A 19,126-nucleotide genomic window follows, 5' to 3' on the forward strand; every position below is an offset into this window, starting at 1 on the left:
CACATGCTCAGGGATATTATAAGGTCAAAGAAACTCGAAGTTAAGGAACTCATGAAAAAAACACCCCTCAGCATCCTAAGGGATGATATAACAGTCATGGACGAGCCAGTGAGCTTTCCAGCTGCAGTGGGAGGAGGCAAAGTATCTCTCATATGCGAATACAAGAGGGCATCACCATCACTGGGCAGAATATCAGGGAGGGGCCTTGAAGAGATGATGGAGGTATACCGGGACCTCGCCGATGCAGTATCCATAGTAACCGACGGCAAATACTTCAACGGCTCCCTGGATCTACTGACCAGGGCCACAGATTACGGTAAAGCCCTGCTCATGAAGGACTTTCTGGTCGATGAGTACCAGATCTACCATGCAAGGGCATCAGGGGCATCCTCGGTTCTCCTAATCACAGGAGTATTCCCTGACCTTGAGGCAGGGATTCAAAAATGCAGGGAGCTCTCAATGGAGCCACTGGTTGAGTGTCACACATCACTTGACATCTTCAGGGCCCTTGAAGCAGGTGCAGAGCTAATAGGTGTGAACAACAGGGACCTTGAAACCTTCGAGGTGGACCTTGAAAGAACCCATGCACTGGCACCCCTCGTACCCGATGAACTCATACTCGTATCAGAGAGTGGTGTCAGGGGCCCCGAGGATGCTGAGATACTGGCAGGTTACGGTGCAGATGCTCTGCTCATCGGCACAGCACCCATGTCAGCCCAGAACCCACGGGAACTCCTTGAGGAGATAATAGATGCGGTGAGCCAGTGCAGGGACAGGAGAAGAAGGTACACGGGGGATGAATTCTTTGAACAGTTCGCATGAGTCCCTGGCAGATTTACTCGTAAAGATCTGCGGTATAAAAAGGCCAGAGGACGCAATACTGGCAGATAAACTTGGTGCTGACCTCCTGGGCCTCATACACATAGAAAGATCTCCCAGACACCTCACAGGAGGTGAACTGGAGGACATCCTATCACTCATACCTCCTGAGAAGGCCGTGATCGTCCTTGAACCCTCCGATCCAGTGGAGGTGGCTGAGGTCATTGAGAGAACAGGTGTGGAGAGAATCCAGCTCCACTCCATCTCATGTGAAGATGCCAGGGGCATAAAGAGGGTACTCACTGAAAACGGGTTTAATCCAGGGATAACAGTCGCAGTCCCACCGGAGCCCGGTGCACTGGATGTTCTTGACCACATCCCATGTTCATGTGTCCTGCTTGATTCCAGCTCCGGTGGTAGAACAGGGGGGACGGGGAGGATGATTCCACCCGAACTGGCCCTCGGGATGCTCCGCCTCATAAGAAGTCATGGGAGCGCACCTGAGGTGGCCCTTGCAGGGGGCCTTGGACCATCCACTGTGAGGCTTAACCCTGAATACTTACTGGAATTCGATTGTCTGGACTTCAACTCTGGCATTGAGGCTGCACCGGGGATAAAGGATCATGCAATGATGTTTGAACTCATGGAGTGCATGGGGAGGATGGGAGGACTTCAGAAACCGTCCAGGTTACAGAGAGGTGAGTTATCATGATAATGGATGGAAAATTCGGTAAATATGGAGGCATATTCGTGCCGGAGCTTCTTATACCGGCACTTGAGGAACTTGAGAGGGCCTTCCTCCATTACAGGGATGACAGGAAGTTCATGGCTGAACTCGAGTACCATCTACGGGAGTACGCTGGAAGGCCCACGGGCCTTTACTATGCCCGGAACCTGTCAGAGAAACTCGGATGCAGGGTGTACCTCAAGAGGGAGGACATGCTGCACACAGGGGCCCACAAGATAAACAACACCATAGGCCAGGCTCTGCTCGCAAGGTACATGGGCAAGACCAGGATCATAGCCGAGACAGGGGCAGGGCAGCACGGGATAGCCACCGCCGCCGCTGGGGCCCTGTTTGGAATGGACGTTGATATCTACATGGGCACAGAGGATGTTGAGAGGCAGAAGCTCAATGTATTCAGAATGGAGGTATCAGGTGCGGAGGTCATACCGGTCGACTCAGGTTCAAGGACCCTTAAGGATGCCATAAACGAGGCCATGAGGGACTGGATTAGCAACGTGGATGACACCCACTACCTCATAGGTTCCACCATGGGCCCCCACCCCTACCCGACCATGGTGAAGCATTTCCAGAGCGTCATAGGGAGGGAGGCCAGGGAACAGATACTCGAAGTCGAGGGTGAACTTCCAGACACGGTTATAGCCTGCGTTGGAGGCGGAAGCAATGCCATAGGCATATTCTCTGCCTTCATGGATGATGATGTTGAACTCATAGGTGCAGAGGGGGGTGGAGAAGGTATAGAGTCAGGAAACCATGGAGCCACACTCTCTGCGGGCTCAGAGGGAATCCTTCATGGCTCATTATCATACGTCCTTCAGGATGGGGATGGTCAGATAAATGAGGCACATTCTGTCTCAGCTGGTCTGGATTATCCGGGTGTTGGACCAGAACACGCCCATCTCATGGATACAGGCAGGGCAAGGTATGAGCCGGTAACAGACACCGAGGCACTCAGGGGCTTCAGGCTCCTCTCAAGATATGAGGGTATAATGCCAGCCCTTGAGAGTGCCCATGCAATAGCCTGCCTTGAAAGGTACGCTGAGAAACCTGAGAACCGGGGAAAAACGGTCATCGTCAATCTCTCAGGAAGGGGAGATAAGGACATGTTCATGGTTGCTGGTTTGCTGGGGGTGGGTGTGTGATTGCTGATGTGTTCATGGTTGCTGGTTTGCTGGGAGTGTGATTGTAATGTCAGGAGCTAAATCAATGAGTTATGCTGAGATGTTCAGACGGGCGGATGGCTGCGCCTTCGTCCCCTTCGTGGTTGCAGGTGACCCTGATATGGAGACATCCATTGAGATCATAAGGACACTTGTGGATGCAGGGGCCGATGCCCTTGAGGTAGGCTTCCCATTCTCTGACCCAATAGCAGATGGTACAAGCGTTCAGGGCGCTGATCTGCGGGCCCTCAGGGCAGGCATGACAACAGAGAAGTGCTTCCAGCTTATAGAGAGGGTCAGGGAATTCACTTCCATACCCATAGGCCTGCTGGTATACTACAACCTGATCTACAGGATGGGTGTTGATGAGTTCTACCGGAGGGCTGCAGAAGCAGGGGTCACAGGGATACTTGCAGCGGATCTCCCCCCTGAGGAGGCCTCAGATGCCCTCAGGGCCGCTGAAAAATATGATATAGATCAGATATTCATAGTTGCACCAACAACCGGTAGTGAACGCCTCAAAAGGATCTCTGAGGTCTCATCAGGATTTCACTACCTCGTCTCGGTGATGGGGGTCACCGGCGCAAGATCAAGGGTTGAGGATGCAACCATCGAACTCATAAAAAGGGTGAAGGCTGAGGGAAGTCTGCCGGTAATGGTTGGATTCGGCGTATCAAGACCCGAACATGTGAGGATGCTGAGGGATGCAGGAGCCGATGGAGTTATCGTTGGAAGCGCCATCATAGACGTGATATCCGGGAACCTCGGCGACAGGGAGCTTATGCTCCAGAGGATCCATGAAATGGTGGGCACTCTGAAAGCCGCAGGAGGATCAGGATGAAATTCAGGAGGATGATCTCTGAAATAATGGACTTCAGGAACCTCAGTGAGGATGAGGCCTACAGTCTGATGGAGATGATAATGGCCGGTGAACTTGATGATATTAAGATAGCCGCAATTCTAACGGCCCTTGCAATGAAGGGGGAAACTGTGGATGAGATAACAGGCTTTGCCAGGGCCATGCGGGATAAATCCCCCAGGGTCAGGGTTTCAGGGTCCCATGAGGTAGTTGATTCCTGCGGGACCGGAGGCGACAGTTTCAGGTCATACAATATAAGCACAGCAGCCGCCATTATAGCAGCTGCTGCAGGTGTAAGGGTTGCAAAGCATGGTAACAGGGCGGTCACCGGGTCATGTGGGGGTGCAGATATACTCGAGGCTGCAGGTGTGAACATAGAACTGGATGCAGCTGCAGCTGCGAGGTCCCTCAATGATGTGGGCATCTCATTCATGTTCGCACCCCTATTCCACAGGGCAACTGCCAGGGTGACGGCAGTGAGGAGGTCCCTGGGCTTCAAGACGGTGTTCAACATACTGGGACCCTTAACATCCCCTGCTGCAGCGGGAATACAGCTTCTGGGGGTATTTGACCCTCATCTTGTGGGTCCGGTTGCTGAGGTGCTCAGGAACCTCGGAACACGCCGTGCAATGGTTGTTCATGGATTCGATGCTAACCTCAACCCTGCCCTGGATGAGATATCAACCGCTGGCCCCACCCTGGTGGCGTTCCTTGAGGATGATGAGATCAGGATTGATAGACTGATGCCCCCTGACTTTGGAGTTGAGGTGGGAGAACTTGAACATCTGAGGGCAGGGTCAACCACCGCTGAGAACCTGGAGCTGTTCATGGATGTCCTCAGGGGACGTGATGATACGCCTGAACAGAAATCAAGACTCGATATAGCCCTTGCAAATGCCGGGGCCCTTATCTACCTTGCAGGCCTGGCTGATACACTGCCTGATGGAACAGAGACTGCAAAAAGAACAGTTAAATCTGGAGCTGCCCTGGAGCTCCTGGAAGAATTTGTATCATACACAAGGAACCTGCAGTCTTGAATTCTCAGATATCCGATATAAAAAGGTGGATGGGCCCGCTGGGATTCGAACCCAGGGCCTCACGGTTATCAGCCGTGCGCTCTAACCACCTGAGCCACGGGCCCATATTAAGAATCAGTGGGGTGATTCCAACTTTTGGAGTTACTCCTATATATGCTTTTCTGTGGTTCTGGAGACACACCCCTTCATGGAGTGGTGTCACCAGCCCATGCGGCTTCAATTATCCCGAGGATATCAAGGGCGGCCTCTTCGGGGTCATGGTTTTCCACTATGCTGACCACTGAGCCCAGGACTGCTGAACACACGAACATGGACGTCCTGAGCATTTCCATATGCTCCCTGAGGCTCTCCGGGCTCTCTCTGACCCTCATCTTTGAGTCGGCCATTCTCCTCCCAAGTATGCTCTGAGGATCCGATTCAAGGATTACAATTATGTCGGGGGATATGATGTCAACAGGGAGAGAAATAAGGTAACCCAGGGGTGAGCGGTCGAGTCCATGGAGATCCATCAGCACGTAATCCAGTCTCCTTATCCTGTGGGCTGCTTCAAGCCAGATAAGGTGTTGCTGGTTCATGGGGAGTTTGAAGAGGTCCTCCAGGGTTTCTGCAAGGTTCCACTCACCTGCGACCCGGAGCATCAGTTCCCCATAGTTTATGTAGGTGTGTCTCACCATCCCTGATAGGATCCTGCATACGGTTGTTTTACCGGTACCCGGCACTCCAACAACCGCAACGGTCCTGGGGACCCCTTTCATGAGTTTGAGGCTCTATTTATTCACCATTTCACTTATGGCATCGGCCATCATGTGGCCTTCAACTGTGATCTCGGCCCGGTCAATTCCCTCAACCTGTTCGGCGACGTTCCTTGCGTCCATCGCCATCCTCGCAGCACTCATACATCCAGGGTTTGTGGGCCGGATGGTTATCTTTGCTATGGTTTCACCCTTCTCTTCGATTTCAATGTTCTCAACAAGACCCATCTCCACGATACTTATGCCCATGTGTGGGTCTGCAACCTTCTTGAGAGCTTCCTTAACCTTTTCCAGGAGTTCTTCTGACATTATTATTACCTCAGATGCTATTTTGATAATCACTGTAGTGATTCTCTATTTTTAAGCTAACCCTATTTAAAAGTGTTCCTTTCCCCGCAATCTAAATAGGGAAGCAAAGCCATTAAATAGGATATCAAGGCGATATTAACCAGTCCTTCGCCTAACTCTGACAGCCACACCCCTTTCAGCCCTCACCATTTCATCTCCGCTGAGCACAGCCCTCCCTACACCTGCAACTTCTCCTCCATGTACTATGACCACCTCATCACCGGGTATGATTCCCGTGTCGGCGTCGGAAACACCAGGGGCAAAGAGTGTGTTGCTTTCAAGGTTGAAGTCTATCTCAACCCACTTCACTCCCAGCATGTAAAGGGACCTTCCACCCTCGGGTGAGAGTGAGATGAGCCCACGGTCCATCATGAAGGTGCCTATCTGGGTGCCGTCGGATTTGAGGATCTTTCTATGGTATCTTCCGGTGACCCGGCAGTCCTCAGGTATAATCCTTTCTCCGCCAGGTCCGAACTGGTACACTGCAACCGAACGAAGCATGTGCAGCAGCCTCTCCCTTGGTGGGATCTTTTCATAACTCTTAAGTTCCCTCTTAAGTCTCTCCAGGGCCTCAGGCGAGGTGGGCCGTGATTTCATGCTGGTTGCTGTGAAGGAGTCAAGGTACTCCATGCATACCTCAAGGTAACCTCCATCCACGTGGGCTATGACATCAAGGTCACCCACATATTCCCTTAGGACATCTCCCACCAGTTTCTTTTCCTCATGGGACCACTCTCCAATGGTTGAAACGTCATAGGATGAGATGGGGTAGGTGTTTTCGAGTTCCCGGGGGCATATGCCGAAGGGTGATGTCAGTATAAGCTCCTGGAAGCCTCTAGTGACTCCTGTGAATTTTCTGTGGGACCTTGAGGTTGAGTAGGGCTTCTTCATGCTGCAGGGAAGCACCACAACAACATCTCCCAGGGGCCTCATTAACCTCATTCTCTCCCGCCACCTGACAGCCTCGGGACGGTGGAGGGATTCCTCAATTGAACATATGACCTTCATTCTATCAACCTTTATCACATCATATTCATGCAGCGCCTATCCGCAGTTCAGACAGTACAATAAGCTTTCGACAACGTTATACATTTTCACCGGTAGAATCCTTTTTAAGTGCATATTAAGTGCCTTTCAACCATTTTACGCCTGTTAATTCGGCGACATCCTTTTTAAGGGCGACGAGGTCCTCGGTGTTCAGTTTCTTCACATCATCCTTTCCGGTGATCCTGGCAAAGTCGGCAATCTCAGCCGTTGAAACCTTTATGAAGTTTTCAAGTCCTTCAATGGCCCTCTTCAGGTCCATGTGTTTCAGCAGGTCAGGATCATGGGTTGTTATCCCTGTCGGACACTTGCCGGTGTGGCATAACCTGTGCTGCTGACAGTTGAGGGCTATGAGTGCCGCTGTACCTGTGTAGACAGCATCAGCACCCAGGGCGAGGCACTTTGCCATGTCGGCGGCTGTCCTGAGACCCCCACCCGCAATGAGGGACACCCTATCGCCATGACCCTCATTGATGACGGTCTTAACGGCCCGCGGTATGGCTGCGATGAGGGGGATGCCTGTGTTGTCCCTTATATGTGGGTTAACAGCTCCAGTACCCCCACCAAAACCGTCAAGACTTATAAAATCTACTCCAGCATCAAGCAGGGCCTTAACGTCATCCTCCACGTTGCCACACCCTATCTTGGCACCTATGGGTGCCCCTCCACTCATTTTTCTGAGCTCGTTGACCTTCTCTTCGAGTTCCATCTGATCACGTATATCATGGTGGTGTGCAGGCGAATATGACCCCTCACCGGGGGCCAGCCCACGGACCCTTGCCACATCCGGGCTTATCTTGTCTGGAGGGAGATAACTTCCTTTACCCGGATATGCACCCTGACCAAATCTTATCTCTATTGCAGCAGCACCCCTGAGCACATCCTCGGTGATACCGAACCTTCCGGTGGAATACTGGATTATGAGGTAATCGCCTGCCTTTTCAAGTTCCCTCTGCAGTACTCCACCTTCACCCGAGTTGAATCCAATCTTAAGTCGGTCTGCAACGGATGCAATGGCCATGCGGGTCTTCTCTGAAACCGCCCCGTAGCTCATACCACTTATTATTATGGGGGATCTGAGCTGCATAGGTCTTTTTGATTCAATTCCGATGATTACATCAGTTTTAACCAGGTCCTCTGCATTTAGGGGGATTTTTGAAACCTGTGCTGGAAGGAAGTGTAGATCATCAAGTCCCAGGGGCAGCCTCTTCTCGGATCCCATGGACTCAACAGGGACCTCCCCACTATGGGCTATCCTTTTTATCTGGACTATTTTGAGATATTCACGGTCATCCTCGGATCTTCTCTGTCTTCTCATCCTTATGCCATTCAGTGATTCTGTGTTACAGAAGTAAAGCTCCCTGAGACCATACTCCCGGTATATGGGGCATGATGCACAGAGGCAACCCCTCTCCTCAACCTCATACCTGCTGCTCCTGCCTTCACAGAAGAAAAGTTCACCATCCCCATGATCAGGATAGCTGGGACAATCGGGACACAGACATTCCGTTTTTCTGTTTATATAACCCCCTCCCGCTGGTACTGTAACCTAATATGTGGATACTGGTTAAAGTGGTTTCCTTTTTTCACAGAGTTAGAAGGAGCTTATATTTCCAGGAGATTCCTGTGACATCCCCAGTTCCAGGGGACATTCTGATGGCTATTATGGAGCCCTTTAAGTCTCCAGGACTTATAGGTGTCCCAGAAGCTCTTCATGAAGCCTTTTAAGCCTTTCTATTGAAGGGTGGTCTGCTCCAAGGCGATCAGACCATTTTTTTATTACAAAATCAATACCAACTTCATCAGAGCCATTTATGAGGTTATCTGCATGGGCAACAATCTTCTCCTCGAGGGTTCTTGGCATGTAATCTCCAGGGGGAAGTCCCAGGGCCTTTGCCTCCTCAGGGGGTATACCTGCCCCCACGTGTCTTTCAACTATCCTCACAACTTCGGGGGGGTAACCAAATCCTTCAAGGATGCGCGCACCCTCCACGGCGTGTTCAACACCGCTGGTCCTGCAGCGGCCTATATCATGAAGAATGGCTCCCTCCTCCACCAGCTTCATGTCAACCGGGAGGTCACGTGATAACTCGAGGGCCTTTTTTCTGACGGCTAGGGAGTGGTTTATCACCCACTCTGGACATCCAACAACCCGGAGTAAACGGATGCTCAAGGAGACACCACTATGATTGATCAGAATCAGGAGTATGTACGGGAAGTTTATTGTTGAGGTTTTTATGGAGTCGAATCCGCTGTTCTAGGAGTTTATTGTTGTGGTTTTTATGGAGTCGAATCCGTTATTCTCATGAGACTGAGTTCGTCCTTTATCTCCTGTATTATTTCAGAGTTATCCATGAACTCCATTTTTGAACCACATTCAGGGCATGTGAAGTTTTCTTCTGTGGCCTCATCAAAGGTGAATCTGTAGTGCCCATTTACACATACAAAGAACATGTTGTTTTCCTCAAACTCAAGGGCTTCCCTCAGCTTTCTTACTATCTCGCTGTGCTTCCTTTTTATCATCTCTGTAACCTTCTCAGGCTCAAATTTCCAGGTGTAGGTGTACCACTGTGTTTCGGGGTCCTTGCTCCTCTTGTAACTTGCCACACCTGCATCATAGAGCCTGTAGAGTATCCTCCTGACTATGTTGAGTTTAAGCTGTGTTTTCTCTGATATCTCCTCATCTGTTACCTTGCCCTTCATGAGGCACTCCAGAACTGGTATGGCCTCTTCCTCTTCTTCTTCAGTGATAACTTCATGGATCAACTCTTGTAACACCTGCTCATCAATCAATTGAAATCCTCCAGCTTGAGAAATAACTGCATACCGGGTATGCTGATCATCAAATTTTTTTTGAGTGCACTCCAATTTATGTGCTTAATCTTATTTAAAATTTTATAAAGGGGCCAGTTTAATACGAAAATTGTTCATGATATGACTGTTATCATGGAGGTCTTACAATAACCGCCGGTGTGTGTTCAACCGAGGATAGCATCTCCACTGTGATATTCCCTGGTCTGTCCCTGAATTCCCTGGCCATATCATAGACCGTTGCCCTCTCTGTATTCCTGCGGTGGTATTCCTCTGCAGCTGATGCAACCTCAAGGAGCACCTCCAGTTTCACGGGCCTTGAGGATGCAAGGGGTGTGGGCCAGGTTCTTCCAGAGAACCGCCCTGCAAGGTAACCCAGGAATCCTGTATCTGACCTTATGCCGGGCACTGCAAGGGGGAGGGAGGTGAAGTATCTTCCAAGTATACTGTAGGTTGCATCGGTATCGATTATAACCGTGGTAACATCTGCACCGAACCTCCGCAGGATCTCACCAGCAATAAAATTTGCCACCCCAGATGGGTTTTCAGGTAGAAGTGAAACAAGGGTCCCCGGCACATTACTCAGATCAATACCGGCCTCGGAAGCCGGCTTAAGGGCGTGTTTAAGTCCATAGTATCTCAGGACAACCTCCTTATGGGCCCTTGCCTCGGGTGGCAGTCTTCTGAGGTTCATTATGGTCCTCCTCTTCATGCCGAGGATCGGGCCCAGGAGGTAGCCCCAGATGTACTTTGACCAGATATCTGCCAGCAGCACTGCAGTTATGGATGGTTCGAAGCGGGATTCATCGACCAGGTTTCCCTGGGCAACCGAGACCGGTGTCTCTGAGATGACAAGAAAATCTCCATCCCGGGCAAGCTCACCGGACCTCTCTATGATCTCTGAGAAACCTGCGCCTGGTTCTATGTAACCCGTCACCACGGGCACTGTCCTGTACTCAGGGGACATTTTCATCTGGCCTTCACTGGTGGTGCCCATACCTTGAGGTCTATTCCCTCTATGACAGCCCTTCTACCCTCCAGCTGGACAACCACCCCTGAGTGGACCTTCTGCATCATGCAGTGGGCTGGCAGGAAACGCACGGTTTCACCGATATTTGGCAGCTCACCCTCGATCACACCCTCAAAGCCACCAACCATGCAGACTCCGATGTCCCTGTATTCAAAGTCATCCATGCCGAGGCGGTGACATGGTCCAACGATGTGCACGGTTATGAGGCCATGGTTCTCATCCAGTATCTCTGCAAAGTGGGTTATTGGACATCCAAGGGGTCTGTATCTAATTATATCCCCCTTCCTCAGTTCAGTGGACGTGAATGGGAAGAGGATCTCCCGGCAGGAGCCCTCATCGGGCAGCGGTTTCAGTATGAAGTCGGCCTCGTATCCGTCAAGGACACCGAAGATCTTCTTCTCCTCCTCAAGGAGTTTCTCCTCCTTAAGGATGTCCTGGAGTCTTTTCAGGTTATCTGCAAAGAGTTCCTGGTACATGAAGTGGCATCTGTCGATCTCAGCCCTTCCCTTGAGCAGAGCGGCCGCATACTCATCACACCTTGCATAGCCACAGATCCCGCAGTTGTATCCTGGGAGCAGAGCAGTTACCTCTTCTTTAAGGGATTTATCCTGGGACATCTGAAAGATCCTCTCCTCATTCTCCTTCGTAGGTCTGGAAGCCGTCTATTCTCCTGAGTATTCCCCTGTGGTGCTTCTTGTTAACCCTTGTCTCACCGACACAGAGTGTGCACACTGCCAGGGGTGCTGAGTGCCGGAGCTCCTCGTTTTCAAGGGAAACCTCCCTGCTCTCGATCATCTCCTCTGCAAGTTCCATGCATCCCTGCCCGCTGAGGCCATTGGCCTCTATTATCTTTGCTGAGGGGTTAACCTCCAGTATGCGCTCCCTGAATATCTCCCTCTCTGCCTGGGATATCATGTCTCCCTTGGTCACCACCGCGATATCGGCGGTTGAGAGGAAAGGACCAACCTTAAGGGGAGTGTTTGGCCCGCTGGTGGCGTCTATGACACATACTCCCAGACAGTTCTTTGTGTAGGGGGCGCAGCGGTGACATAGCCCGGCTGTTTCGACGATCAGGAAGTCTGACTCGTTCTTCTCAGCCCACTTTATCATGTCGTCTATGTTGTAGATGGCGTAGTGGTCCGGGCACATGTCCATTGACAGGCCAACCAGTGTTGGCACCCCGACCTTCTCAAATTTCTTATCGTCGTCGGTGTAGAGGCAGTCTATCTTTACAACGGATGACTTCAATCCCCTTGATTTGAGGCTCCTGAGGGTGTGCATCAGCACCGCTGTTTTTCCAGATCCAGGTGTTCCGGCAACAATTACCATTCTCATAGGTTTCACTTCTCTCTCCTGAATTAGGCCTTATCCTTCAGATCCATATCTTACTGGGACTCATTTATTATTTCGCTCAGGTCTATGTCCTCAACCAGCTCCCCCCTCCTGACCTTTTCACGGAGGCTGAGCATTAGTTCATCTATTTTGTTCAGTTCCCGGGATATTCTCTTCTCCTGGGGGGTGGTGGTGACTATCTTCTGCATACCACCGTGCTTCATGACGATCCTCTTATCGGTCATGAGTGCAAGTACAGGGTCATGGGTTACAACAAGGACGATCTTTCCATGACCTGCCAGCACATTGAGGGCGTCGTGTTTCCTTATACCCGCATTCTCAATTTCGTCTATGAGTACAATGGGGGAGTCACTTATTATCGCCACGTCTGCAACCATCAATGCCCGTGACTGACCCCCGCTGAGTATTGTGAGGTCATGCTCCTTTTTGATGGGCTCTCCTGTGAGGGTGTTTGCAAGTTCAATGACGCGGTCCACACACTTCTCACTGGCGCCCCTGCACTTGGCATGAAGGCTCAGGAAATCTCCTACAGTCATATCGGCCAGGAAGTTCATGTTCTGTGATAGCTGGGCGACCATCTTTTTCCGGGGATTTGTTCGGTCCTCATAGCTTGGCTCTTCATCGTTCACAAGGATCTTCCTCTTTGAGAAGGTGTCCATCTGGGCCAGCTGTTCAATATCTCCTATAAGTGAACTTTTACCACTGCCTGTGGGACCAACAACTCCAAATATTTCACCCTTCTTTATTTCAACCCGCTCTACGGGCTCCTTTTCTCCGAACTTATCATAACCGCCGATTACAGTAATTTTCTCTATCATTAAAGATTCACCTTTCCGAGAGTGTCTCCCCTCAAGCCTCTGCGTATTGTTTCAAGGGCTGTTATCTCTTCAGGGGGTATGTTTCCAAGGTTAACATCTGGTCCAATCTTTAAAATGAAGTAAACCTGCTGACTTTTCTGAGGCGCCTCCCATATTATCCTGTCCATGGGGAGTCTGTCAGTGAGGTGGTTGAATTCGTCCTCCCTTATGTTTCCCCTCTCATCGTATATACCTATGTTCTGTCCGCTCTCACGGGCCTCCATGAGAACCATTGATGCGCCTGCCCTGAGGTCAGCCCTCACAAGTCTGACCCTATCATCGGGTTCGAGGAGCCTGTCCCTTTCAGGGTCCTTTTTACCGACCTCTGATATGACCATGAATCCCTCATCGACAGCCATTTCAATGAGCCGACATTTTTCTTCAGTTTCAATTTCCACAGTCCCGTTGGATATCTCAAGTGTTTCAAAGCCAAGGCTACGGGCCTCCTGGAAGTATTCCTCCACTTTATCGTTGAGGTGGGCTATCTCGAATAGCGTGCCCCCTGGATAGGGTTCCACATCGAATGACCTGTACATATCTACCTTTTCCTTTACAGTGTCGCGTCTGTGGAGGGGGAGTGTTCCCCATCCAAACTTTATGAAGTCAACGTAATCTGATGATATCTCCATGAGGTCACGGGCGCTCGCGGGACCCATTCCCTTATCAAGAACCATGGTTATTCCATTTTTTCGAGGTTTCCCACTCCTTGGGGGGGTGAGAAAATCAAAGGCGTTCATAGCATCACCTTCTGTTTGAGTCAGAAATAACGGGATCCATATTAATTAGGATTCATATGTTTACTACCTTTATAAAAATTTTTCCTATACCTGCCATAAATATATCCAAATATAATTTGAGATCAGGTATATATAAGTAGGTGGTGTTTTTCATGGAGAAGAAGATATGCTACTTTGAGGAACCAGGTAAGGAAAATACAGAGAGGGTCCTTGAACTTGTAAGGGAGAGGGCTGACCAGCTCGGAATCAGGGATTTTGTTGTGGCATCTGTTTCAGGTGAGACAGCCCTGAGATTATCTGAAATGGTTGAAGGTAACATTGTATCAGTAACCCATCATGCAGGTTTCAGGGAGAAGGGTCAACTTGAACTGGAGGACGAGGCAAGGGATGCGCTCCTTGAGAGGGGTGTGAATGTTTATGCGGGTTCACATGCCCTCAGTGGCGTTGGAAGAGGGATATCAAACAGGTTTGGTGGTGTCACACCCGTGGAGATAATGGCTGAAACCCTGAGGATGGTCTCCCAGGGCTTCAAGGTATGTGTTGAGATAGCCATAATGGCTGCAGATGCTGGCCTCATCCCCGTTGATGAAGAGGTTATAGCCATAGGTGGGACAGCATGGGGTGCTGACACCGCCCTTGTACTCACACCCGCCCATATGAACAGTGTATTCGACCTCAGGATCCATGAGATAATTGCCATGCCCAGGCCATAACTTTTTCATAACATGTCATGATGGGGGGTCCCGCCCAGATTCATGATATTCATGGCCACGTGGACCATCAATAATTTTATTTTGCCCCAACCTTGAGCCGGTATTTTCTGAGGTCACAGAAATTGATTTTTAATTTTGAATGTGAGCCATGGCTCCATCGGTGCCAGATTAACCGTTGCTTTTAAATATGTCTTATCACAATAACATATTTCATAGATAAGTGTGGGGGTAGTAATTGAAATTCATTAACGATGCCATAAAGGAATCTGAGAAAAGGGAAAAGCCATCTTCCAGCTCAATGAATTCAGAAATTGACAGGGAGCTCCGGGAAATAATTGAAAATAGCAGAGCCAAGATATACGTTGTTGGGACCGGCGGGGCGGGCAACAACACCGTAACAAGGCTCAGTGAGATTGGAGTCGAGGGCGCTGAGACCATAGCCGTTAACACGGATGCCCAGGACCTCTTCTACTCCGTGGCTAACCGGAAGCTTCTCATAGGTAAGAATGTCTGTGGTGGTCTTGGGGCTGGCGGCGTCCCTGAAGTGGGAGAGGAATGCGCAGAGGAAAGTGAGGATGATATTCGCAGGGAACTCGAAGGGGCTGACATGGTCTTTGTAACCTGTGGCCTTGGGGGTGGCACGGGAACAGGGTCCGCACCCGTGATATCAAAACTTGCCAAAAAGGCGGGTGCCCTCACTATAGCCGTTGCAACCATGCCTTTCAGTGCAGAGGGCCTTAAGAGGAGGGAGAACGCCGAGAGGGGTCTTGAGAAACTCCAGAACGCTGCAGATACAGTCATTGTCATACCCAATGACAAGCTACTGGAGGTTGCACCCAACCTGCCCCTCAACAAGGCCTTCATGGTTGCAGACGAGATCCTTGGAAGGGCGGTTAAGGGCATAACTGAACTCATAACCAAACCCGGACTGGTGAGCCTCGACTTTGCGGATGTGAGGAGCATAATGAAGGGTTCAGGAATGGCCATGATTGGAATGGGCGAGGCCGAATCCGGTGACAGGGCCCTAGAATCAGTTTATGAGGCCCTTAACAGTCCGCTGCTGGATCTTGACATATCCAATGCAAGGGGAGCCCTTATAAACATATCTGGTAGTTCAGACCTGACCCTCCAGGAGGCCGAAAGGATCGTGGAGGTTGTTGCCGAGGAACTTGATCCCGATGCAAACATAATATGGGGTGCCCAGATTCAGGATGAACTGCAGAACGTCATAAGAACGACCATCGTTGTTGCGGGTGTAAGGTCACCCTACATCTATGGGGCCCATGGCTCTGCAGAGAAGGAGTTCCTGGAGGAAAAACAGCGTGAAAAGGACTCAGTCGATGAGTCCGTCCTGGAAGAATTTATAGATGGAGTATTCTGATATTCTTCCACACACCCCCACTCAAGGAAAACCTTTATAAATCTTGAAGGATAGATTACTCCATCACTCATCCCAATTCTAGCCCTTGTTTTTTAACTATATAAATAGCGGGGATAAACCATGAAATACAGGGAGTCTATTTTAAATTTTATAAAACAGTCAAAGAGGGTATTGAGGGTTTCAAAGAAACCGAGCCGTGAGGAATACCTCAACGTGTCAAAGGTAACCGGTATAGGTATAATAATAATAGGCGTCATTGGATTCATAATAAGTATAATTGCCCAGCTCCTCGGGGGCTAGCATCCGGATGGGTTAAGGTCTGTAGAGTGAATTATATATATGAGGTTGTGTTCTTAATGGAAGATAGTAAAAATTCCATCTATGCCCTTAAGACCTCTGTGGGTCAGGAGAAAAATGTGGCCAGGATGCTTGCAAGAAAGGTGAGGGATAGTGGTATAGAGATAAACGCTATTCTCGTCCCTGAATCACTGAGGGGATACATCCTGGTGGAGTCCTCATCAAAGATTGACATGAGAAACCCTGCAATAAGGGTACCCCACCTCAGGGGTGTAGTTGAAAGTAAAACAGAGGGTGAGGCCGAGATCGACTTTGAAGAGGTTAAAAGGTTCCTCAAGCCAGAGCCCATAATATCATCCATTAAGAAGGGAAGCATTGTTGAACTCATATCCGGACCCTTTAAGGGTGAAAGGGCAAAGGTTATCCGCATAGATGAGTCAAGGGAGGAAGTTGTGCTTGAACTCATAGAGGCGGCCGTGCCCATTCCAGTAACTGTTAAAGGTGATCAGATTAGAATAATACAAAAGGAGGCTGATTAATGGCTAAAGAAACCGTTGAAATTCTTATTGATGGTGGAAAAGCCACTCCAGGACCACCTCTGGGTCCTGCGATTGGTCCGCTTGGAATTAACATGATGCAGGTAGTTGAGGAGATAAACCGCAAGACAGCTGACTTTGAGGGGATGAAGGTCCCTGTAAAGATCATAGTGGACACTGATACAAGGGACTTTGAGGTTGAAGTGGGTACACCTCCAACAACTGCCCTCATCATGGATGAACTCAAGCTGGAGAAGGGGTCCCAGGATCCAGGGATGGATAAGATAGCAGACATTTCAATGGAACAGGTGCTGAAGATCGCGAGGATGAAATTCGATGCGCTCCTCTCAAATGACTACAAACGTGCAGTCAAGGAGATAATGGGTACCTGTGTCAGCATGGGTATAACAGTGAACGGTAAGGACCCCCGTGAGGTTCAGAGAGAGGTTGACCAGGGAGTCTATGATGACCTCCTCACATCATAAAAATTTATAAATCTTGAAAACCACATAACTAACCCCATCATATGAACTTATTTTTTGAAGTTCATGGAGGATTCAGAATGCAACAAGAGATAATGGAAGCGGTGAAGAAGGCCAAGGAACTTTCAAGGCCGAGAAACTTCACACAGTCCATGGATGTTATTCTTAACATCAAGGACCTTGACGTCAATAAACCAGAGAACAGGTTTGACGAGGAAGTTTCTCTACCCAACGGCCGCGGTAAGGATGTGAAGATTGCCGTGATCGCCGATGGGGAACTGGCCCTCCAGGCTAAAAATGCAGGGGCCGACCTTGTGATAACCAAGGATGAACTTGAAGAACTTGGCAAAAACCGTAAGGAAGCAAAGAAACTTGCCAACCAGTATGAATTCTTTGTGGCTCAGGCAGATATGATGCCCCTGGTGGGTCGATTCATGGGGCCCGTTCTCGGACCCAGAAAGAAGATGCCCAAACCGGTGCCAGCAACAATAAACCCGGAGCCCATCCTGAATAAACTCAGGGACACGGTTAAGGTTAGAATCAAGGACCAGCCAGTGGTTCATACAGTGGTTGGTACCGAGGACATGGACGATGAGAAGCTTGCCGAGAACATAGAGGCGGTTCTTCAGACAATCGACCGTAAACTTGAGAAGGGAAGAAACCAGTTAAAGTCCATGTACGTTAAGACAACCATGGGCCCGGTAGTGAGGGTGATTTAAATGGCTCACGTGGCTGAATGGAAGAAGAAAGAGGTTCAGGAGCTCCATGACCTCATTAAAGGTTATGAAGTGGTTGGCATAGCCAACCTTGCAGACATACCTGCAAGGCAGCTCCAGAAGATGCGCCAGACACTCCGTGACAGTGCACTCATCAGAATGTCCAAGAAGACCCTGATCAGCCTTGCCCTTGAGAAAGCTGGCAGAGAACTTGAAAATGTTGATTCACTCTCCGATTACATGGAGGGGCAGCCTGCACTCATATTCACAGACATGAATCCCTTCAAGCTCTTCAAGATCCTTGAGGACAGTAAAACTCCTGCTCCAGCCAAACCAGGGGCCATAGCCCCGGATGACATAGTTGTCCCCAAGGGGGATACCGGATTTGCACCGGGCCCGATACTGGGTGAACTGCAGCAGATAGGTATCCCTGCCAAGATCGAGAAGGGCAAGATTGTGGTTTCAAATGACCACGTCGTTGTGAAGGCAGGGGAGGAGATCCCCCCCAAGGTGGCCGGGATATTAACCAGACTTGACATACAGCCACTTGAGGTGGGAATAGATCTCAGAGCAGCCTATGAAAATCAGACCGTCTACACTGCAGACGTACTGACCATCGATGAAGAGAAGACCCTGTCTGATATCCAGAAGGCATTTTCACAGGCATTCAACCTCTCAGTCAACGCTGTTATATACACCAGGGAGACAATGCCTGCCATCATCCAGAAGGCAGCTTCAAAGTCATTCAACCTTGCATACAATGCATCAATACTCACATCAGAAACAACAGACCTCCTGCTTGCAAAGGCCTATGCACAGATGCTTGCACTGGCCGCTGCAGCTGCGGAGATTAATGATGAGGCAGTTGATGATGAACTGAAGGAGAAGCTGTCTTCAAGGGCAGCAGCACCAGCCCCTGAAGAAAAAGAGGAAGAGGTTGAAGAAGAAGCTGAAGAGGAAGAAGAAGAGGAAGAAGAGGATGCAGCAGCCGGTCTCGGCGCACTCTTCGGATGAACACTTTACTGGCAATAGTTAACCCATAAAAAATAAAATTTGAGGTGATCATATGGAATACATATACGCAGCAATGTTATTGCACACAACAGGTAAGGAAATCAACGAAGAAAACGTTAAAAGCGTCCTTGAAGCAGCAGGCGCTGAAGTGGACGATGCAAGGGTCAAGGCTCTCATAGCAGCCCTTGAAGACGTTGATATCGAAGAGGCAATGGAAACAACAGCTGTAGCAGCAGCACCAGCAGCAGCTGCAGCACCAGCAGCAGCCGAAGAGGCTGAAGAAGAAGCTGAGGAAGAAGAGGAAGAAGAAGAGGAAGCTGAAGAGGAAGCAGCAGCCGGTCTCGGCGCACTCTTCGGTTAAATCCCCCTTTATTTTTTTCCTCTGCCACTCTGTAATGGCAAAAAATTTATTTTTCTTAATTCTGATTCTATTTA

24 protein-coding genes and 1 tRNA gene are annotated in these 19,126 nt (G+C 49.8%); 13 read left to right on the top strand and 12 right to left on the bottom strand.

Going from position 1 to position 19,126, the window contains the following annotated elements; genetic code table 11:
* Positions 1 to 3 precede the first annotated feature (3 nt).
* From tca_RS07950 to trpD, 5 genes are all read left to right on the top strand, one after another.
* Entirely contained in the window at positions 4 to 822 is an 819-nt protein-coding gene (locus tca_RS07950) for an indole-3-glycerol-phosphate synthase (RefSeq protein ID WP_048176190.1), read from the top strand.
* Complete coding sequence (locus tag tca_RS07955) at positions 797 to 1,531, top strand: phosphoribosylanthranilate isomerase (protein WP_231855286.1); 735 nt, start codon at positions 797 to 799, stop codon at positions 1,529 to 1,531. Before tca_RS07950 ends, tca_RS07955 begins: the two co-directional genes overlap by 26 nt.
* Positions 1,528 to 2,706, top strand: a complete 1,179-nt coding sequence (trpB, locus tag tca_RS07960) for a tryptophan synthase subunit beta (protein WP_048176194.1) — start codon at positions 1,528 to 1,530, stop codon at positions 2,704 to 2,706. Before tca_RS07955 ends, trpB begins: the two co-directional genes overlap by 4 nt.
* A gap of 64 nt (positions 2,707 to 2,770) precedes the next feature.
* Positions 2,771 to 3,565 (top strand): tryptophan synthase subunit alpha, encoded by a 795-nt coding sequence (gene trpA, locus tca_RS07965; protein ID WP_084126339.1) that lies wholly within the window; start codon positions 2,771 to 2,773, stop codon positions 3,563 to 3,565.
* Complete coding sequence (gene trpD / locus tca_RS07970; protein ID WP_048176196.1) at positions 3,562 to 4,620, top strand: anthranilate phosphoribosyltransferase; 1,059 nt, start codon at positions 3,562 to 3,564, stop codon at positions 4,618 to 4,620. The genes trpA and trpD overlap by 4 nt, the downstream gene beginning before the upstream one ends.
* A 30-nt stretch (positions 4,621 to 4,650) precedes the next feature.
* On the opposite strand, the gene tca_RS07975 is transcribed toward trpD, so the two are convergent.
* The 12 genes from tca_RS07975 to comA all read right to left on the bottom strand — a co-directional run bounded on the left by tca_RS07975 (position 4,651) and on the right by comA (position 13,552).
* Positions 4,651 to 4,724 (bottom strand) — tRNA-Ile (locus tca_RS07975).
* An 81-nt stretch (positions 4,725 to 4,805) separates the two neighbouring features.
* Positions 4,806 to 5,375: an adenylate kinase gene (locus tca_RS07980; RefSeq protein WP_048176198.1), complete on the bottom strand. Its 570-nt coding sequence runs from the start codon at positions 5,373 to 5,375 to the stop codon at positions 4,806 to 4,808.
* A 12-nt stretch (positions 5,376 to 5,387) separates the two neighbouring features.
* Entirely contained in the window at positions 5,388 to 5,681 is a 294-nt protein-coding gene (locus tca_RS07985) for a metal-sulfur cluster assembly factor (RefSeq protein ID WP_048176688.1), read from the bottom strand.
* 135 nt (positions 5,682 to 5,816) lie between these two features.
* Positions 5,817 to 6,728, bottom strand: a complete 912-nt coding sequence (locus tca_RS07990; RefSeq protein ID WP_048176199.1) for a DUF5591 domain-containing protein — start codon at positions 6,726 to 6,728, stop codon at positions 5,817 to 5,819.
* Positions 6,729 to 6,843: 115 nt separating this feature from the next.
* Entirely contained in the window at positions 6,844 to 8,286 is a 1,443-nt protein-coding gene (locus tca_RS07995) for a glutamate synthase-related protein (RefSeq protein WP_286709249.1), read from the bottom strand.
* A 168-nt stretch (positions 8,287 to 8,454) separates the two neighbouring features.
* Positions 8,455 to 8,937 carry a TIGR00295 family protein gene (locus tca_RS08000; RefSeq protein ID WP_048176202.1) on the bottom strand — a complete coding sequence of 161 codons (483 nt, stop codon included), beginning with the start codon at positions 8,935 to 8,937 and terminating at the stop codon, positions 8,455 to 8,457.
* A gap of 107 nt (positions 8,938 to 9,044) precedes the next feature.
* Positions 9,045 to 9,557: a transcription factor E gene (gene tfe / locus tca_RS08005; RefSeq protein WP_286708805.1), complete on the bottom strand. Its 513-nt coding sequence runs from the start codon at positions 9,555 to 9,557 to the stop codon at positions 9,045 to 9,047.
* Positions 9,558 to 9,708: 151 nt separating this feature from the next.
* Positions 9,709 to 10,542, bottom strand: a complete 834-nt coding sequence (locus tca_RS08010; RefSeq protein WP_084126341.1) for a coenzyme F420-0:L-glutamate ligase — start codon at positions 10,540 to 10,542, stop codon at positions 9,709 to 9,711.
* A 2-nt stretch (positions 10,543 to 10,544) separates the two neighbouring features.
* On the bottom strand, positions 10,545 to 11,222 hold the full coding sequence (locus tca_RS08015; protein ID WP_010877278.1) for a (Fe-S)-binding protein: 678 nt from the start codon (positions 11,220 to 11,222) through the stop codon (positions 10,545 to 10,547).
* 16 nt (positions 11,223 to 11,238) lie between these two features.
* Entirely contained in the window at positions 11,239 to 11,940 is a 702-nt protein-coding gene (locus tca_RS08020) for a GTP-binding protein (protein WP_173402640.1), read from the bottom strand.
* A gap of 50 nt (positions 11,941 to 11,990) precedes the next feature.
* The gene (locus tca_RS08025) at positions 11,991 to 12,776 is read right to left on the bottom strand and encodes an ATP-binding cassette domain-containing protein (protein ID WP_010877280.1); all 786 of its coding nucleotides are present in this window, start codon (positions 12,774 to 12,776) and stop codon (positions 11,991 to 11,993) included.
* Entirely contained in the window at positions 12,776 to 13,552 is a 777-nt protein-coding gene (gene comA / locus tca_RS08030) for a phosphosulfolactate synthase (protein WP_048176206.1), read from the bottom strand. The genes tca_RS08025 and comA overlap by 1 nt, the downstream gene beginning before the upstream one ends.
* Positions 13,553 to 13,704: 152 nt before the next feature.
* Between comA and tca_RS08035 the strand changes: the two genes are divergently transcribed.
* The 8 genes from tca_RS08035 (at position 13,705) to rpl12p (ending at position 19,052) form a co-directional block, all read left to right on the top strand.
* Complete coding sequence (locus tca_RS08035; RefSeq protein WP_048176208.1) at positions 13,705 to 14,265, top strand: pyruvate kinase alpha/beta domain-containing protein; 561 nt, start codon at positions 13,705 to 13,707, stop codon at positions 14,263 to 14,265.
* Between the two features lie 235 nt (positions 14,266 to 14,500).
* Positions 14,501 to 15,646, top strand: coding sequence for a cell division protein FtsZ (ftsZ, locus tag tca_RS08040; RefSeq protein ID WP_048176210.1), 1,146 nt, complete (start codon positions 14,501 to 14,503; stop codon positions 15,644 to 15,646).
* Positions 15,647 to 15,766: 120 nt separating this feature from the next.
* Positions 15,767 to 15,946 carry a protein translocase SEC61 complex subunit gamma gene (locus tag tca_RS08045; RefSeq protein ID WP_010877284.1) on the top strand — a complete coding sequence of 60 codons (180 nt, stop codon included), beginning with the start codon at positions 15,767 to 15,769 and terminating at the stop codon, positions 15,944 to 15,946.
* 56 nt (positions 15,947 to 16,002) lie between these two features.
* Positions 16,003 to 16,482 (top strand): transcription elongation factor Spt5, encoded by a 480-nt coding sequence (locus tca_RS08050; RefSeq protein ID WP_048061118.1) that lies wholly within the window; start codon positions 16,003 to 16,005, stop codon positions 16,480 to 16,482.
* Positions 16,482 to 16,964, top strand: a complete 483-nt coding sequence (locus tca_RS08055; RefSeq protein WP_010877286.1) for a 50S ribosomal protein L11 — start codon at positions 16,482 to 16,484, stop codon at positions 16,962 to 16,964. The genes tca_RS08050 and tca_RS08055 overlap by 1 nt, the downstream gene beginning before the upstream one ends.
* Positions 16,965 to 17,041: 77 nt before the next feature.
* Positions 17,042 to 17,680 (top strand): 50S ribosomal protein L1, encoded by a 639-nt coding sequence (locus tca_RS08060; protein WP_048061119.1) that lies wholly within the window; start codon positions 17,042 to 17,044, stop codon positions 17,678 to 17,680.
* Positions 17,681 to 18,691: a 50S ribosomal protein L10 gene (locus tca_RS08065; protein ID WP_010877288.1), complete on the top strand. Its 1,011-nt coding sequence runs from the start codon at positions 17,681 to 17,683 to the stop codon at positions 18,689 to 18,691.
* A 52-nt stretch (positions 18,692 to 18,743) separates the two neighbouring features.
* Positions 18,744 to 19,052, top strand: coding sequence for a 50S ribosomal protein P1 (gene rpl12p, locus tca_RS08070; protein WP_048176214.1), 309 nt, complete (start codon positions 18,744 to 18,746; stop codon positions 19,050 to 19,052).
* The last annotated feature ends 74 nt before the right edge of the window (positions 19,053 to 19,126 follow it).

Origin of the sequence: Methanothermobacter sp. EMTCatA1 (genome assembly GCF_002356395.1) — an archaeon.
In the GTDB taxonomy this organism is placed as follows: domain Archaea; phylum Methanobacteriota; class Methanobacteria; order Methanobacteriales; family Methanothermobacteraceae; genus Methanothermobacter; species Methanothermobacter thermautotrophicus.